The organism is Pseudoalteromonas sp. 0802, assembly GCF_013350085.1.
GTDB lineage: Bacteria > Pseudomonadota > Gammaproteobacteria > Enterobacterales > Alteromonadaceae > Pseudoalteromonas.
In genome coordinates, this window is record NZ_JABVXE010000001.1 from 973,951 (window position 1) to 989,535 (window position 15,585).

13 protein-coding genes are annotated in these 15,585 nt (G+C 41.6%); 6 read left to right on the top strand and 7 right to left on the bottom strand.

The genetic code is table 11. From position 1 onward, the window contains the following. Positions 1-66: 66 nt before the first annotated feature. Complete coding sequence (ffh, locus tag HUS61_RS04530; protein ID WP_054551737.1) at positions 67-1,443, bottom strand: signal recognition particle protein; 1,377 nt, start codon at positions 1,441-1,443, stop codon at positions 67-69. A gap of 243 nt (positions 1,444-1,686) precedes the next feature. Here ffh and HUS61_RS04535 point away from each other — a divergent pair, with 243 nt between their 5' ends. The 3 genes from HUS61_RS04535 to HUS61_RS04545 all read left to right on the top strand — a co-directional run bounded on the left by HUS61_RS04535 (position 1,687) and on the right by HUS61_RS04545 (position 4,825). Further along, positions 1,687-2,490, top strand: coding sequence for an inner membrane protein YpjD (locus tag HUS61_RS04535; protein ID WP_054551738.1), 804 nt, complete (start codon positions 1,687-1,689; stop codon positions 2,488-2,490). A gap of 61 nt (positions 2,491-2,551) precedes the next feature. After that, positions 2,552-3,820, top strand: coding sequence for an HlyC/CorC family transporter (locus HUS61_RS04540; protein WP_175082058.1), 1,269 nt, complete (start codon positions 2,552-2,554; stop codon positions 3,818-3,820). A gap of 165 nt (positions 3,821-3,985) precedes the next feature. Further along, a complete protein-coding gene (locus tag HUS61_RS04545) occupies positions 3,986-4,825 on the top strand; it encodes a mechanosensitive ion channel family protein (RefSeq protein ID WP_054561892.1) in 840 nt (279 codons plus the stop codon). A gap of 44 nt (positions 4,826-4,869) precedes the next feature. Here HUS61_RS04545 and HUS61_RS04550 read toward each other — a convergent pair whose 3' ends face one another. Further along, entirely contained in the window at positions 4,870-5,478 is a 609-nt protein-coding gene (locus HUS61_RS04550) for a hypothetical protein (protein ID WP_054551741.1), read from the bottom strand. 136 nt (positions 5,479-5,614) lie between these two features. Beyond that, positions 5,615-7,189 carry a glutamate--cysteine ligase gene (gene gshA, locus HUS61_RS04555; protein WP_175082057.1) on the bottom strand — a complete coding sequence of 525 codons (1,575 nt, stop codon included), beginning with the start codon at positions 7,187-7,189 and terminating at the stop codon, positions 5,615-5,617. A gap of 392 nt (positions 7,190-7,581) precedes the next feature. Here gshA and HUS61_RS04560 point away from each other — a divergent pair, with 392 nt between their 5' ends. Next, entirely contained in the window at positions 7,582-9,129 is a 1,548-nt protein-coding gene (locus HUS61_RS04560; protein ID WP_175082056.1) for a PAS domain-containing methyl-accepting chemotaxis protein, read from the top strand. 59 nt (positions 9,130-9,188) lie between these two features. Here the strand turns inward: HUS61_RS04560 and clpB are convergent, their stop codons facing one another. The 3 genes from clpB to rluD form a co-directional block, all read right to left on the bottom strand. After that, a complete protein-coding gene (gene clpB / locus HUS61_RS04565) occupies positions 9,189-11,765 on the bottom strand; it encodes an ATP-dependent chaperone ClpB (protein WP_063530032.1) in 2,577 nt (858 codons plus the stop codon). A 98-nt stretch (positions 11,766-11,863) separates the two neighbouring features. Beyond that, the gene (gene pgeF / locus HUS61_RS04570) at positions 11,864-12,586 is read right to left on the bottom strand and encodes a peptidoglycan editing factor PgeF (protein ID WP_175082055.1); all 723 of its coding nucleotides are present in this window, start codon (positions 12,584-12,586) and stop codon (positions 11,864-11,866) included. A gap of 5 nt (positions 12,587-12,591) precedes the next feature. Continuing rightward, positions 12,592-13,569, bottom strand: a complete 978-nt coding sequence (gene rluD / locus HUS61_RS04575; RefSeq protein ID WP_058585463.1) for a 23S rRNA pseudouridine(1911/1915/1917) synthase RluD — start codon at positions 13,567-13,569, stop codon at positions 12,592-12,594. 129 nt (positions 13,570-13,698) lie between these two features. On the opposite strand from rluD, the gene HUS61_RS04580 reads away from it, so the two are divergent. Beyond that, positions 13,699-14,457: an outer membrane protein assembly factor BamD gene (locus HUS61_RS04580; protein WP_054561898.1), complete on the top strand. Its 759-nt coding sequence runs from the start codon at positions 13,699-13,701 to the stop codon at positions 14,455-14,457. A 94-nt stretch (positions 14,458-14,551) separates the two neighbouring features. On the opposite strand, the gene HUS61_RS04585 is transcribed toward HUS61_RS04580, so the two are convergent. Next, positions 14,552-14,890: a P-II family nitrogen regulator gene (locus HUS61_RS04585; protein WP_054551748.1), complete on the bottom strand. Its 339-nt coding sequence runs from the start codon at positions 14,888-14,890 to the stop codon at positions 14,552-14,554. Between the two features lie 138 nt (positions 14,891-15,028). On the opposite strand from HUS61_RS04585, the gene HUS61_RS04590 reads away from it, so the two are divergent. Next, positions 15,029-15,577 carry a GspH/FimT family pseudopilin gene (locus HUS61_RS04590; protein ID WP_175082054.1) on the top strand — a complete coding sequence of 183 codons (549 nt, stop codon included), beginning with the start codon at positions 15,029-15,031 and terminating at the stop codon, positions 15,575-15,577. Positions 15,578-15,585: the final 8 nt, after the last annotated feature.

The following is a 15,585-nucleotide window of genomic DNA, read 5'->3' on the forward strand; positions in this document are numbered from 1 at the left end:
ACGCATAAATTATCTACAAAAAAAGGAGCTATATGCTCCTTTTTATACACTTAATAAACAGCACTATTAAAATTTAGGGCCGCCACCCATCATACCTGGTGGTAACATGCCTTTCATGCCGCGCATCATTTTCTTCATGCCACCTTTGCCTTTCATCTTCTTCATCATCTTCTGCATTTGCGTAAATTGCTTAAGCAGTTTGTTGATTTCTTGCACCTGAGTGCCAGAGCCTGCAGCAATACGTTTTTTACGCGAGCCTTTGATGATTTCTGGGCGAGCACGCTCTTTTGGCGTCATAGAGTTGATGATAGCTTCCATTTGTACGAAAGTTTTATCACCCATCTGGCCTTTTACAGCGTCTGGTAGGTTTTGCATGCCTGGCAGCTTATCAAGCATCGACATCATACCGCCCATATTCTTCATCTGACGAAGTTGCTCAGCAAAATCATCTAATGTGAAACCATCACCTTTAAATACTTTTTCGGCAACTTTAGCAGCTTTCTCTTTATCTACTTTCATTTCGACTTCTTCGATTAATGAAAGTACATCACCCATACCTAGGATACGAGAAGCAATACGGTCAGGGTGGAATGGTTCAAGAGCATCAGTGCGCTCACCCACACCCATAAACTTAATTGGCTTACCGGTAATATGACGAATCGATAATGCAGCACCACCACGGGCATCACCATCGGTCTTAGTTAAGATCACACCACTTAAAGGAAGCGCCTCATCAAATGCTTTTGCAGTGTTTGCCGCATCTTGGCCTGTCATCGCATCAACAACGAATAAGGTTTCGATTGGGTTAATCGCACTGTGAAGTGCTTTGATCTCGTCCATCATGTCGTTATCGACGTGTAAACGACCCGCGGTATCAACTAATACCACATCAATGAATTTCTTCTTCGCGTGCGAAATCGCATTGTTTGCGATATCAACAGGCTTTTGTGAAATGTCACTTGGGAAGAACTCAACACCCACTTCATCAGCCAGTGTTTCAAGCTGTTTGATTGCTGCCGGACGGTAAACGTCGGCACTCACAACTAATACAGATTTCTTTTTACGCTCTTTTAAGAATTTAGCTAGTTTACCAACACTGGTCGTTTTACCAGCACCTTGTAAACCCGCCATCATCACGACCGCTGGCGGCTGTGCATTAAGGCTTAGCTCTTCGTTAGCTTCACCCATGGCTTTTTCAAGTTCTTCACGAACAATCTTAATAAAGACTTGGCCTGGGCTTAAGCTTTTTGTTACTTCAACACCTACGGCGCGTTCTTTAACTTGCTTAACGAACTCACGAACAACAGGTAAGGCAACGTCCGCTTCCAAAAATGCCATGCGGACTTCGCGTAATGTATCTTTTATATTGTCTTCAGTTAGGCGTCCGCGGCCACTGATATTTTTTAAGGTTTTACCTAAGCGTTCTTGGAGATTCTCAAACATGTAAAGGTTCCGATAAAACGTGTTGCACCTGCAATGTACATAAATCAAACAAGTTTGGCGACAATACAGGCAATATTAAAATTTAATTCATAGCAGTATACCGTAAATGGTGGTCGACAATACAGTGTTCAAGTGTGCAGTTTGAGTTTCTTTTTACAAACTCTATGCTTTTGCCTTGCTATAAAATACAATGGCATCAAAGAGACAAGGATTTATCGATATAAATTAAGTGGCCAAAACACGATGATTATTAGTTTAACTATTATTGCTAGTTTGTTTTATGTGTTAGCAACGTCACATGTGCTATCACGCCTTTTTCACAAACAAGGTCCAAGCCAAAAACTCACAGTCATTCTTAGCACTGTGGCTATCCTTGCTCATATGCTATTACTGGTTAATTCAGTTTTTCGTGCTGACGGCCAAGATTTAAGTATCGTCAACGTTGCCTTATTAACCTGTTGGGTCATTGTGGTGTCGGTAACTGCTGTGTCTCTCAAATTCCCCGCAACTTTATTGCTGCCAGTTGTTTATGGTTTTGCAGCCTTACTGACCCTTGCCAGCTTGTTTATACCGCATCATGTGATTTTGCAATCAATCGATGTTGAACTTGGTTTAGTTACTCACATATCGTTATCACTGCTAGCCTATTGTGTTTTGATAATCTCAACACTCTATGCTGTACAGTTCTACTTTATTGATAAACGCCTAAAACGCAAAGACTTGGCAATTGTTCACAGCCACCTCCCTCCTTTAATGGTGGTTGAACGTCAGCTATATCAATTACTCACGCTGGGTACTATCTTACTGACTTTTGCTCTCCTTTCTGGGTTCATCTTCTTAGAGGGAATGTTTGCCAGTGAGTTTATCCACAAAACGGTTTTATCGTTAATTGCTTGGCTAATTTTCACTGTGGTCACTGTAGGTCACTTACGCCAAGGCTGGCGTGGTAAGCCTGTGGTATTTTCGATCATGATAGCCGCTTTTATCTTGTCACTTGCTTATTTTGGCAGCCGTTTCATCCAAGAAGTGGTTCTAAATAAGTTTTAACTTGACTCAGCATGCTGTCTCTAGCTTAATATGCACTGATTTATAAAAAAAGGATCCATCCTTGGACGACATATCGACTAGTACCCTGTTTATAATATTGGGATTATTGATACTTATTTCTGCTTATTTTTCTGGTTCTGAAACTGGAATTATGTCAATCAACCGTATTCGCCTGCGTCATCTTGCAAAAGAAGAGCACCGTGCAGCGAAGCGCGTCAGCAAACTATTAAGTCGCCCTGACAGGCTCATTGGTCTGATCTTAATTGGTAATAACCTTGTAAATATCGCTGCAGCACAGGTTGCAACGATTATTGGTATTCGTTTGTATGGTGATCTCGGTATCGCTATTGCAACCGGTGCGCTAACGCTGGTTGTTTTAATCTTTGCCGAAGTAACGCCAAAAACACTTGCTGCGCTATACCCAGAGAAGGTTGCTTTTCCAAGCTCAATTGTGCTCAAAGGCCTATTGAAAATCCTTTTCCCGTTTGTGGTTATCGTAAACTGGATGACCAACGGCATGTTACGCTTGTTTGGTATTACCACAGCACAAATTGAAGAGCACAGCTTAAGTAAAGAAGAATTAAAAACTGTGGTGAACGAATCAGGTGCACTATTACCTGCTCGCCACCAAAGCATGCTGACTTCAATTTTAGATTTAGAGCAAGTCACTGTTGAAGATATCATGATCCCACGCAACGAAATTGTTGCTATTGATATCAATGATGATTGGAAGCTTATCAGCCGCCAACTTACTCATGCACAGCACACCCGTGTACTGTTGTATCGTGACCAAATTGATGATGCTGTTGGCTTTATTCACTCACGTGATGCACTGCGTCTATTAACGAAAGAGCAGTTTGATAAACCATCACTACTGCGTGCGGTACGTGAAATCTACTTTATTCCTGAAGGCACATCACTGAACACGCAACTACTTAAGTTCCAGCAATCAAAAGAGCGTATTGGCTTAGTTGTTGATGAGTATGGTGATATTCAAGGTCTAGTAACACTTGAAGATATTCTTGAAGAAGTGGTGGGTGATTTCACTACAACGCAAACGCGTACACCGAGTGAAGAAGTAACAGAGCAAGATGATGGCTCAGTACTTGTTGATGGCGGTGCCAATATTCGTGATTTAAATAAAGAAATGGGTTGGGAGCTACCGATTGATGGCCCGAAAACGCTAAGTGGTTTAATTGTTGAATACTTAGAGGACATCCCAGACTCAAACCTAAGTTTGCGTATTGCCGGCTACCCTATTGAAGTTATCGAGATAAAAGAAAATATGGTTAAGTTAGTTAAAGTTATTCCAAGTAAACGCACAGAATAATTTTCTACATCACCTAAACAAAAGGAGTTGCTTGCTGCTCCTTTTTTGTTACTTATAGGTGAATTACCTCTGAAGATTCACATTTTATAAGCTATCCCGTACAACCAAACACGAATTCCTCTACTATTATTTTCTTTTGCATATTTTGATATAAAAGGGAAAATAATGGACGAAATATCAATCGAAAAAATCTATAACCAAGCTATCGAATTACTGATGCTTTACGGGCCAAAGTTTATCCTCGCAATACTGGTCTTGATCATAGGTTGGTGGTTAATTGGTAGAATTGCCAATATGGCCGAAAAATCAATGAACAAGGTCAAGTTTGAAGTTGGTCTTACACACTTTTTAGTCTCCTTTATCTCGGTCATTTTAAAAGTACTGTTGCTGATATCTGTTGCTTCTATGATTGGTATAGAAACCACGTCATTTATCGCAATGCTAGGTGCTGCTGGCCTTGCGGTGGGCATGGCACTTCAAGGTAGCCTTGCTAACTTTGCAGGTGGCGTGCTTATTCTGTTCTTTAAGCCCTTTAAAGTAGGCGATGTAATCGAAGCACAAGGCTACATGGGTACAGTTGTTGAGATACAAATTTTTGTCACGGTTTTACTCACTTACGACAATGAAAAAATCATTATCCCAAATGGCACGCTATCAAATGGTTGCGTTAAGAATAAGTTTTCAGAGCCAACACACCGCGTAGCTATCGAATTTGGCATTAGTTATGGCGATAATGTTCATAAAGCCCGTGATGTGCTTATGAGCGTGCTTAATGACTATGATTTGATACTAAAAGATATAGAAGATAAAAAACCATCGGTTCATGTTAGTCAGCACGGTGAAAGCCATATTGGCATGTTGGTATGGGCATGGGTTGAGTCTGATAACTACTGGCCAGTGTATTTTGGCTTATACGAACGCGTTAAAATTGCCTTTGACGCCGCTGATATCACTATTCCATTCCCGCAAAGGGATGTTCACATTCACCAGTTCCCTGGTAAATAGCTAACAAAAAGCCCGCTAATTGATGCGGGCTTTCTATTTATGCATTAACTAAATAAGCGTTCAAACCAGTTTTTGTCTAAATCGGCTTCACACTTTTTAAGTTGTGCGCCATAGCGGCTAGCTCGATGTTTAACTTTATTAGCAACGCTCATTAGCCATTTTTTACTTTTATAAGTACCTCGCTTATAGCCGCCCCACCCTTCGTGGTAATTTAGGTACTGCGCGTAGGCGTCCCATTTCGATATACCATTTACTTTATGAGTTTTGTAAACGAACCAAGCCATAAAGTCGATAGCATCATCAAAGTCATCTCTGTCTGCACCGCTGTTACCTGTTTCACGAATGTAATCTGACCATGTTGGGGTTTTTGCTTGTGAGTAGCCATATGCAGAGCTAGCACGTCCGATTGGAATTACCCACAAGAAATATTCCATTGGCGGCGCTGCATCATGACGAAATGAGCTTTCTTGATACATCATGCTCATTAGTACATGCTTTGGTGAACCCCATTTTTCTTGTGCATCACGAGCATCGTAATACCAGTCAGGTTTTTCTTCAAAAATCTTACATATATCATGAGGTTGCTCAGGAGGAGCCGTTGCACAACCAGCCAAAGATGCGGCCAGCGATAAAATAATTATACTTTTTTTCATTTTTTTATGGATCTCGCTGAACTTTTTCTCATCAGGTCAGTCTGAACTTATGAATGCAGTAGTATAGCATTGTTTCATCCCTGAAGAATCTTTGACGCAGCCTCCCTAGGCTGCGTTTTTTTATGCCTTCACCATACTAAGCTTTAGCAAAATAGTCATCTAAAAATGCAGTGAAAGATACACAGTCTGCCGCTTTAACTTCACGCTCTTTAAGTACAGAGTCAGTCGCTTGCTTTGCCAAAAATGCTTGATCATAAAATTGATAATCAGCATCAAGGTGGCTTTGCTTGTACTGCTGTGCAAGTGATAAAGCGAAATGACCATTATCTTGGTTCTCTTTTGCCAGCGCACTAACATATTTGCCAGAGAAAGTTTTACTTGGATTGTTCACCCAAGTTGCAAGCTCAGCTATGGTTTCGCTGTAATAACTCACGCCATATGCATTATCCATGTAACGGGCAACCTCAGATAGCTGAGTAAAAATTGTCTCGGCCCAATCAGTTAGACGCACCATCTCACCCTGCTTGTTGAGCATTAGCTCTGGGTCTCGACCTTCATTGACAACCGCATCAAGGTTAGTAGTGCTTAATTTTTGCTCTTGCCAATCCATTTCTGGCGAGTCATTCAATAAGCAATAAGTTAAGAATACGTCTAAGAAACGAATTTGCTGTAAATCGATACCCGTTTCACTAAACGGGTTAACATCAAGCGCACGTACCTCGATGTATTCTATACCGCCGCGAAGTAATGCATCTGTCGGTGTTTCGCCAGAGGCTGCATTACGCTTAGGACGAATTGGCGAGTAAAACTCGTTTTCGATTTGTAGAATATTTTTATTTAACTGCTTTGGCTCCGCACTCGTGTAATCATCAATATGACCATAGATATCCGATGGTGTATGAATTGCTTCTTTTAAACCCGCTACATATTCTTCTAGTGAGTTATACATAACACGTAAAGACGATTGCGCACTATTAGTATAGCCAAGGTTACCCAAACGCAGCGCTGTGCCCACTTCTAAATAAAGGGTGCCTTTACCTAGCTTTTTGAATGGTAAATCAGTTTCGCGCCCTTGTAAGAATGAACTACATAATGCTGGTGATGCACCAAATAAAAAGCTGATCAACCAAAGCTCACGCTTAAAGTTACGAATAAGCCCTAAATAGCCATTCGAAATAGAGTCAGCTAATGTACCTTGGTTGCCGTTTAAGCTATACAGGCTTTGCCATAAGCTCTCAGGGAAAGAGATATTGAAATGCACACCGGCAATGGCCTGCATCATGCTGCCATAACGGTTCTTTAAGCCTTCACGGTAAAGTGTTTTCATGCGGCCAATGTTTGAGTCACCAAACTGTGCGAGTACAATGTCATCTTGATGTTCAATAAAGCATGGCATACTGATCGGCCATAACAGCTCATCGTCCATCTGCGATAAGGTGAACTTTTGCAAGTCTTTTAGCTGCGCGAGTGTTTGCTCTGCAGATGTACTAACCGGCGTGATAAATTCTAAAAGTGATTCTGAAAAATCAGTGGTGACATGATCATTCGTTAAAGCGCTACCAACGCCTTGTGGATGACCTTGCTGTGAGATAACACCACTTGGTTTAATCCTTAATGCTTCTCGCTCGATACCACGTTGAATCCCATTAATTGCGTTAGGAAATTGTGCCGTTAACGCTTCTAGCGTTTTATTTAAATCATGTTTTATCAAAAATGCTTCCTCGAGCCGCGTGGCTGTAATCCTAAGTGTATGGGGGCAAAAAACAATTACTCAAGTCAGAAATATCAGTTTCATTATTTACCTATACACTCGAAGCTCAATCTTGCCATTGTGAGTCACAATATACAATTGCTTTGGTGGCACTTCATTGTTGCTTAAACGGTTAAAAATACAATTTAGGCTTTTTCCTTGAGGATATTAGGTCTTTTAACTAATATAAAAGAATGAGGCTAAACATAATATTTCAGGCAAGATATTGTTTTAGATCAAAGGGAAGATGAAATTATTAAAAGTTTCACAGTTAACACTATGTCCCCCCTTCCCTTACATTTTTCTGAGACTATAATCCGCACACCATAAAAAAGTATATTTCGAGGACTCATATGCGTCGTGGGCAAGAAATCGTCAATCAAGAAGTGACATACTCAGATAATCAAGAGCTTGTCTCTACCACAGATTTACGCGGTGTAATCACATACGTAAATAAGGAGTTTTGTACTATAGCAGGTTACACCGAAGAAGAGCTTCTCGGAAAAAATCATAATATTGTACGCCACCCAGATATGCCTAAAGCGGCATTTAAAGAGATGTGGGAAAAACTTAAAGAGGGCCACTCTTGGCGTGGCATGGTAAAAAACCTCTGTAAAGATGGCCGCTACTATTGGGTCGATGCGTTCGTTACGCCTATTTATGAACATGGTCAGCTAGTTGGCTATCAATCAGTGCGTACCAAGCCATCTGAGCAATTAAAAACCCGTGCGATGGCACTGTACACTAAAATAAATGGCGGTAAATCAATCACATCATTTCGTGAGAATATTTCACTTAGACAAATAATGTCTGCGATTTTATTGCTTGCAGGTATTGTTGGTTTAGCTGTGGCCGCTTCATGGATGGTTGCTTTAACCGCATGTGTCCTTATAGCACTACTTTTTGCTTTAAATTATGACGAACTGGTTGTTACACCAAGCCATTTAAAGCAGCAACGTGCAGAATTTGATTCGGTCTCACGCTACGTCTATTGCGGTTCACACCCTTTCAGTATTGCTGCCTATAATCAGCAAATGCTGTTCGCTAAGCTTAGAACTGTATTGGGTCGTGTTAAAGACTCTACTTACTCCTTCAAAGACATTGCTACCAACTTAGATAACCAATCGTCACTAACCGAGCAAGGTATTGCTGCACAAGGCCAACGTTTAAGTGATATTGCTACGGCAATGACACAAATGAGTGCAACTATTGGCGAAATTTCAGCAAATACTCATCACACTGCTGATAAGGTTAAAACCACTTACCAAAGCTGTAACGATATCAAACTGCATATTGAAGATAATAGCAGCATGGTGTCTGATCTCGCTAACCAAGTAGAGCAAGCAGCCACTACCGCTAACTCTCTTGCTAGTGAAGCAGACAAAATAGGCCAAGTAATGAGTGAGATTGAAGGCATTGCTGAACAAACAAACTTATTAGCGCTGAATGCAGCAATTGAAGCAGCACGTGCCGGTGAGCATGGCCGAGGTTTTGCGGTTGTAGCAGATGAAGTACGCGCACTTTCTTCACGTACTCAAAATGCAACAGCACAAATACACAGCTCAATTAAAGAGATCCAAGATACGTTATTTAGCTGGTCTAAAGTGATGCAATCAACTAAAGCGCAAGCAGATAGTTGTGTTGATACGACTGCTCACACTCAAACTGAGCTTGCGAGCATCTTCGCGCAAATTGATGAAATATCAGGCCTTGCCACTGAGATATCGACGGCTGCTGAGGAACAACAAGTTGTCAGCACCGATATACGCGAAAATGTAGAAAGCATTAAAGGACACAGCGAAGAGAACTTAAAGCTTAGCTTCAACGTGGCTAAAGATGCAGCGGGGCTTGTTGAAGGTTCACGCAAAGTTAACGATATGCTGTTAACTTTTAAAGTTTAAACTTAACTGATACAAAAAAGCCGCATCATAATTGATGCGGCTTTTGTTTTTAGGGCTAATTAACGACTTGAGAAAACAAGTCCATTCTCATCAGCATCAATATGGATGATGGCACCTGGTTGGTAATCGCCACCGAGCAGGCGCTGTGCTAATGGGTTTTCAATGGTATGTTGAATAGCACGTTTTAAAGGCCTTGCCCCATACACAGGATCAAAACCACTTTCAGCGATGCGGTCTAAAGCTGCATCCGTAACTTCAAGAATGTAGCCTTTTTCAGTTAATCGCTCACGTAGCTTACTTAACTGAATGTCAGCAATTTCCTTAATGTGCTCATTAGCAAGTGGATGGAATACCACGGTTTCGTCGATTCGGTTAATAAATTCAGGACGGAACTGACTGACTAATACGCCCATCACTTTTTCTTTTAACGTCGCATAATCATTTGAACCTGCTTGCTCTTGGATAATATCTGAACCCAAGTTAGAGGTCATGATGATCACCGTATTTTTAAAATCAACGGTACGGCCCTGACCATCCGTTAAGCGGCCATCATCAAGCACTTGCAGTAAGATGTTAAATACATCAGGGTGCGCTTTTTCGACTTCATCCAATAAAATGACGGAATACGGACGACGGCGTACCGCTTCAGTTAAATAGCCACCCTCTTCATAGCCAACATAACCCGGAGGTGCACCGACTAAACGTGCCACCGAGTGTTTCTCCATAAACTCCGACATATCAATGCGCACCATGGCATCTTCAGTGTCAAACATGAAACTGGCTAGTGCTTTGGTCAGCTCAGTTTTACCTACCCCTGTCGGGCCTAAGAATAGGAATGAACCGATTGGGCGATTTGGATCAGCAAGTCCTGCGCGAGAGCGACGAATTGCATTCGCAACAGCTACAACGGCTTCATCTTGACCAATCACTTTGTGGTGTAATTGATCTTCCATTTGCAGAAGCTTTTCACGTTCACCTTGCAGCATTTTCGATACCGGAATACCTGTCCAACGCGATAAAATCTCAGCGATTTCGTCTTCACCTACTTGGTTTTTAAGCAAGCTCATTTCTTGCATTTCAGCTTGTGAAGCAAGGTCGAGTTTGCGCTCAAGTTCAGGGATACGACCATATTGCAGTTCAGACATACGCTGTAAATCGCTGGCACGGCGTGCCACATCTAAATCAAGACGTGCCTGCTCAAGTTCTGCTTTGATAACTTGCGTGCCTTGCAGTGAGGCCTTCTCAGCATTCCACACTTCATCTAGTTCGCGGTATTGCGCTTCAAGTTCAGTGATCAGTTCTTGCATTTCAGTGCGGCGCTTTTGACTTGCTTCGTCTTTTTCTTTCGCCAACGCGTTATCTTCCAGTTTTAACTGAATAATACGACGCTCTAGCTTATCTAAAGACTCTGGTTTTGAGTCAATTTGCAAACGAATTGAAGAACCTGCTTCGTCAATTAAATCTATTGCCTTATCTGGTAATTGCCGATCGCTAATGTAACGATGCGAAAGCTGCGCCGCAGCAACAATGGCCGGATCGGTAATATCAACTGAGTGATGCAGCTCATAACGCTCTTTTAAACCACGTAAAATCGCAATGGTGTCTTCAACCGATGGTTCATCAACAAATACCTTTTGGAAACGACGCTCAAGTGCCGCATCTTTTTCAATGTATTGACGATACTCATCAAGGGTTGTAGCTCCCACGCAATGTAACTCACCACGGGCAAGTGCTGGTTTTAGCATATTACCTGCATCCATTGCGCCGTCTGTTTTACCTGCGCCTACCATAGTATGGATTTCATCAATAAAGAGGATGACTTGGCCTTCTTCTTTGGCAAGTTCATTCAATACTGATTTTAAACGCTCTTCAAATTCACCACGGTATTTTGCGCCAGCAACCAAAGCACCTAAATCGAGCGATAATACTCGCTTGTTTTTTAAGCCTTCAGGTACTTCACCATTGATAATACGTTGTGCAAGGCCCTCAGCAATCGCTGTTTTACCTACACCCGGCTCACCAATTAACACCGGATTATTTTTAGTACGGCGTTGTAATACTTGGATAGTACGACGAATTTCGTCATCACGACCAATGACAGGGTCAAGCTTACCTTGCTCTGCTCGCTCAGTTAAATCGATGGTGAATTTTTTTAATGCCTGACGAGTTTCTTCAGCATTTGGGTCTTCTACTTTTTGGCCACCACGAATGGCTTCAATTGCAGATTCGATCTTGCTAGAAGTAATATTCAGCGCTTTAAAAATGTCACCTAATGGACCTTTATCATCACACGCGGCAAGAACAAACAACTCACTCGAAATGAATTTATCTTTTCGTTTTTGAGCATATTTATCGCATAAGTTAATTAATGAAATCAGGTTATTTGACAGCTGAACATCGCCACCAATACCTTCAACTTTAAACAGTTTCTCGATTTCTTGGGATAACTTGGTGTTTAACTCATCAGCACTGACGCCTGCTTGTGCAAGTAACGCACGCACACTTGAACCATTTTGCTGAAGCAATGAATACATTAAATGCACAGGCTCAATAAATTGATGATCGCGCCCAAGTGCTAATGACTGCGCATCTGAAAGCGCAGATTGAAATTTACTTGTAAATCTATCTAAACGCATAAGGGTTTACCTATTAAAAAATCTAATTGCTTAATTAATGGGTATGCTTAGTGATTTGTTCAAGTAAAAGAAGAAAATTTAATCGCAAAAAAGGCGTATTAATTGCGCCAGATCAAGCTAGCCATACGGCCTGTTTGTCCATCGCGGCGATAAGAGAAAAACAGTGACTTTTCAGTGACGGTGCAGTGCTCACCACCATACATTTTGACCACACCTAATTGTGCCAATTGCTGGCGTGCTAGTAAGTAGATATCAGCCATGTATTTTTCGTGCTTGGCTGTAAAAGCTTGTTGATGCTCTGGGTTTTGTGAGCAAAAACACACTTTAACTTCTTGCCCAACTTCAAATTGTAAAGGACCGATGGCTGGGCCTAACCAAGCAATAATATCGCTTGCTGGCGCTTGAAAGTGCGAAACCGTGTTTGCCAATATACCTTGCGCTAAACCACGCCAGCCACCATGGACAGCAGCGACTTCATCCCCAGAACTCGAGCAAAGCAATACTGGTAAACAGTCTGCGGTCATTATCGCCAGCGGCTGCTTTATTAAACGGGTGTAAAGCGCATCAGCAGAGCGTAGTTCGCTTAAATCAGACTGCTCATCAATTACGACTACATCGCTGCTATGTGTTTGGTTTAACCACACAGCAGGATTAGGCAGCTGATTTGTAAGTAACGCGCGATTTGCAAGCACGGCTTGCTCATCATCACCAACATGTAAACCCACATTAAAACTATCAAAGGGTGCAACCGAAACACCGCCCTGTCGGGTGGTACTCAGCGCGCTAACAGAGTTTGGGGCAGTCCATGCTGGTGTGATCATAACGCTTAAAACTCGATATTTGGGTTTGCTTTAGTATCAGCGCGTAATGCTTCTGTCATAGCAGCCATATCATCTGGAATTGGCGCTTGCCAAGTCATTAGTTCACCAGTGATTGGGTGCGCAATTGATAGCTTAACAGCATGTAATGCTTGGCGTTTAAAGTCGCGTAGCATTTGAAACAGCTCAGGTGTAGCACCTTTTGGCGGGCGCGGACGACCACCATACAGTTGATCGCCAACTAATGGATGGTTTAAATAAGCCATGTGTACACGAATTTGGTGAGTACGGCCTGTTTCTAGGCGTAAACGTAAGCGTGTATGTGCACGGAATTTTTCTGCAACACGATAATGCGTCACAGCTGGTTTGCCCATTTCATGCACGGCCATGTGAGTACGTTTTGTTGCATGTCGACCAATTGGTTTTTCAACCATGCCACCCGCTGTCATTGTGCCATTACAAATTGCTTCGTATTCACGGGTGAAGTTTTCACGCTTTTGTAAAGCAGAAACTAAATGAGTTTGTGCCGGAATTGTTTTCGCCACCACCATTAAACCAGTGGTGTCTTTATCAAGGCGATGCACAATACCCGCACGAGGCACATTAATGATATCAGGGTAATGATGTAGCAAAGCATTTAATACCGTGCCATCTGGGTTACCCGCACCAGGATGTACAACTAATCCCATAGGTTTATTGATCACCAAAATATCATCGTCTTCATAAACGATGTTTAATTTGATATTTTGTGCCTCGTATTCACGAGGGGCTTCGATGGTTGTTTCTACACTCACCACTTCGCCACCGAGTAGTTTTTCGCGCGGTGTGTTTAATATTTCGCCGTTTACAGTGATTTTATCATCCAAAATCCACGTTTTTATACGTGAACGAGAATAATCAGGGAACAATTGCGCTAATACTTGGTCTAGACGTTTACCGCCAAGGTCAATTGGAACCTCGGCTTGGAGAGAAATTTGCTCTGACATTAGTAACTTTACCCAATTTACCAGTGCAAGCTGTGCTCGACTGGGTTAGAATCGCTTTAATATAATACGTATAGTTTACTCGGTTTTCCTCACTTGGCCTAGCCGAAGACATCGAAGGTAAGAAATAAAATGATAAATAAAATAGGGAAACGTGCGTTCGCCATAGTTTTTTCAGTATCTGTACTTGGCTTAGGTGCCTGTTCATCAGCACCAGATCAAGAAGATATCCAACGCGTTCCTAATAAATCTGCGCAAGCTTTATATGAAGATGCAAAACAAACATTAGATTCTGGCTTATACGCTCGTGCAATTGAGCTATTAAGTGCTATTGATTCTCGCTACCCTTTTGGTCCTCTATCAAAACAAGTACAAATGGACTTAGTGTTTGCGCATTATCAAGCAGGTAATACTGAACAAGCACTCGCAACTATCGACCGTTTTATTCGTTTAAACCCAAACCACAAAGACTTAGACTACATGTACTACATGCGTGGCTTGGTGAATATCAAAGCGGATGAAAACGCATTTCAAGAATATTTTGGTGTAGACCGTGCCGACAGAGATGCAAACCGTACTCGTGTCGCATTTACTGATTTATCAACGCTTTTAAAACGTTTTCCTAACAGTGCCTACGCACCAGAAGCGAAAAAACGTTTAGTGTGGCTACTGAATAAAATGGCACGCTACGAGTTAAAAGTTGCTGAATACTACTATGAGCGTGAGGCATACCTTGCTGCTGCAAACCGTGGTAAATATGTGGTTGAGCACTACTCACAAAGCAGCTACCTTGATCAAGCACTAGAGATCATGGAAAAAAGCTACAACAAACTTGGCTTACCTGAGCTAAGTGAACACGCTAAAGCAACGCGAGAAGCTAACAAGCGTTAAAACAGACTAAAGCAAAAAGGCGCCTTAGGCGCCTTTTTTAATGTTTGCGATCGAATATACCCAAACCACCCCAAGGTGCGAGTTTCAGTTGGAATTAAATCGCGTCTTCATCTTCTTCAGCGGTACGAATACGTACGACACGCTCAACGTCAGTGACAAAGATTTTACCGTCACCAATTTTACCTGTTTGCGATGTTTTAACGATAACATCGATAGCACGGTCAACATCTTCGTCGCTTAATACGATATCTAGTTTAACCTTAGGTAAAAAGTCCACCATATACTCAGCACCGCGATAAAGCTCGGTGTGTCCTTTTTGACGGCCAAAACCTTTTACTTCGCTTACCGTCATACCTGTGATGCCCACATCTGATAATGCTTCGCGTACATCATCAAGCTTAAATGGTTTAATAATTGCTTCGATTTTTTTCATTTTCGGGTTACTTATTATTTCTCGATTGCCTCGATTTTAGACAATCCCATTGCTGATGGCAAACAAAGCTATGAATTACGGTGATTAAATCAGCAATCATGATATTATTAAACAAAGTGATTCAAAATAGAGACAACAATGAAATCATTACAACGGGGTTTTACATTATTAGAGCTGATGGTCACGCTTGCCATTGTGGGTATTGTTGCTCTAATAGCACTATGGGATAGCTCAGAGATGCTTGAAAATGATCGAGCTGAGAGCTATTTATTAGAGTTAAAACGCACACTTAGTTTTGCTCGCGCAAAAGCAACAAGTAGTGATGCAATTATTGTTGTTTGTAGTGGTAATACAGGCAATATCGAAAATAATTCAACCAATCAATGCTTTGACAATTGGAATAACGGCAGCGTATTTGTATTTTTTGATTCAAACCAAAATGGTGTTTACAACCCGGACGATGGCGATATCATTTTAAGAGTCATGGAAGAAATTCCTGAGAACAGTCAGTTAAATTTCACTGGTGATAATTCAATTATTTTTGATACCAGCGGGATGCTCACGTCAAACCCTGGAAAATTCACTTACTGCCCTTCAAAAGCTAATGACGATAATAACAAACAACTAGAAGTATCTACCTCAGGGACTGCTTTATATATTGGTACTACGACAGATGTCTGTAATTAAGCTTGGTA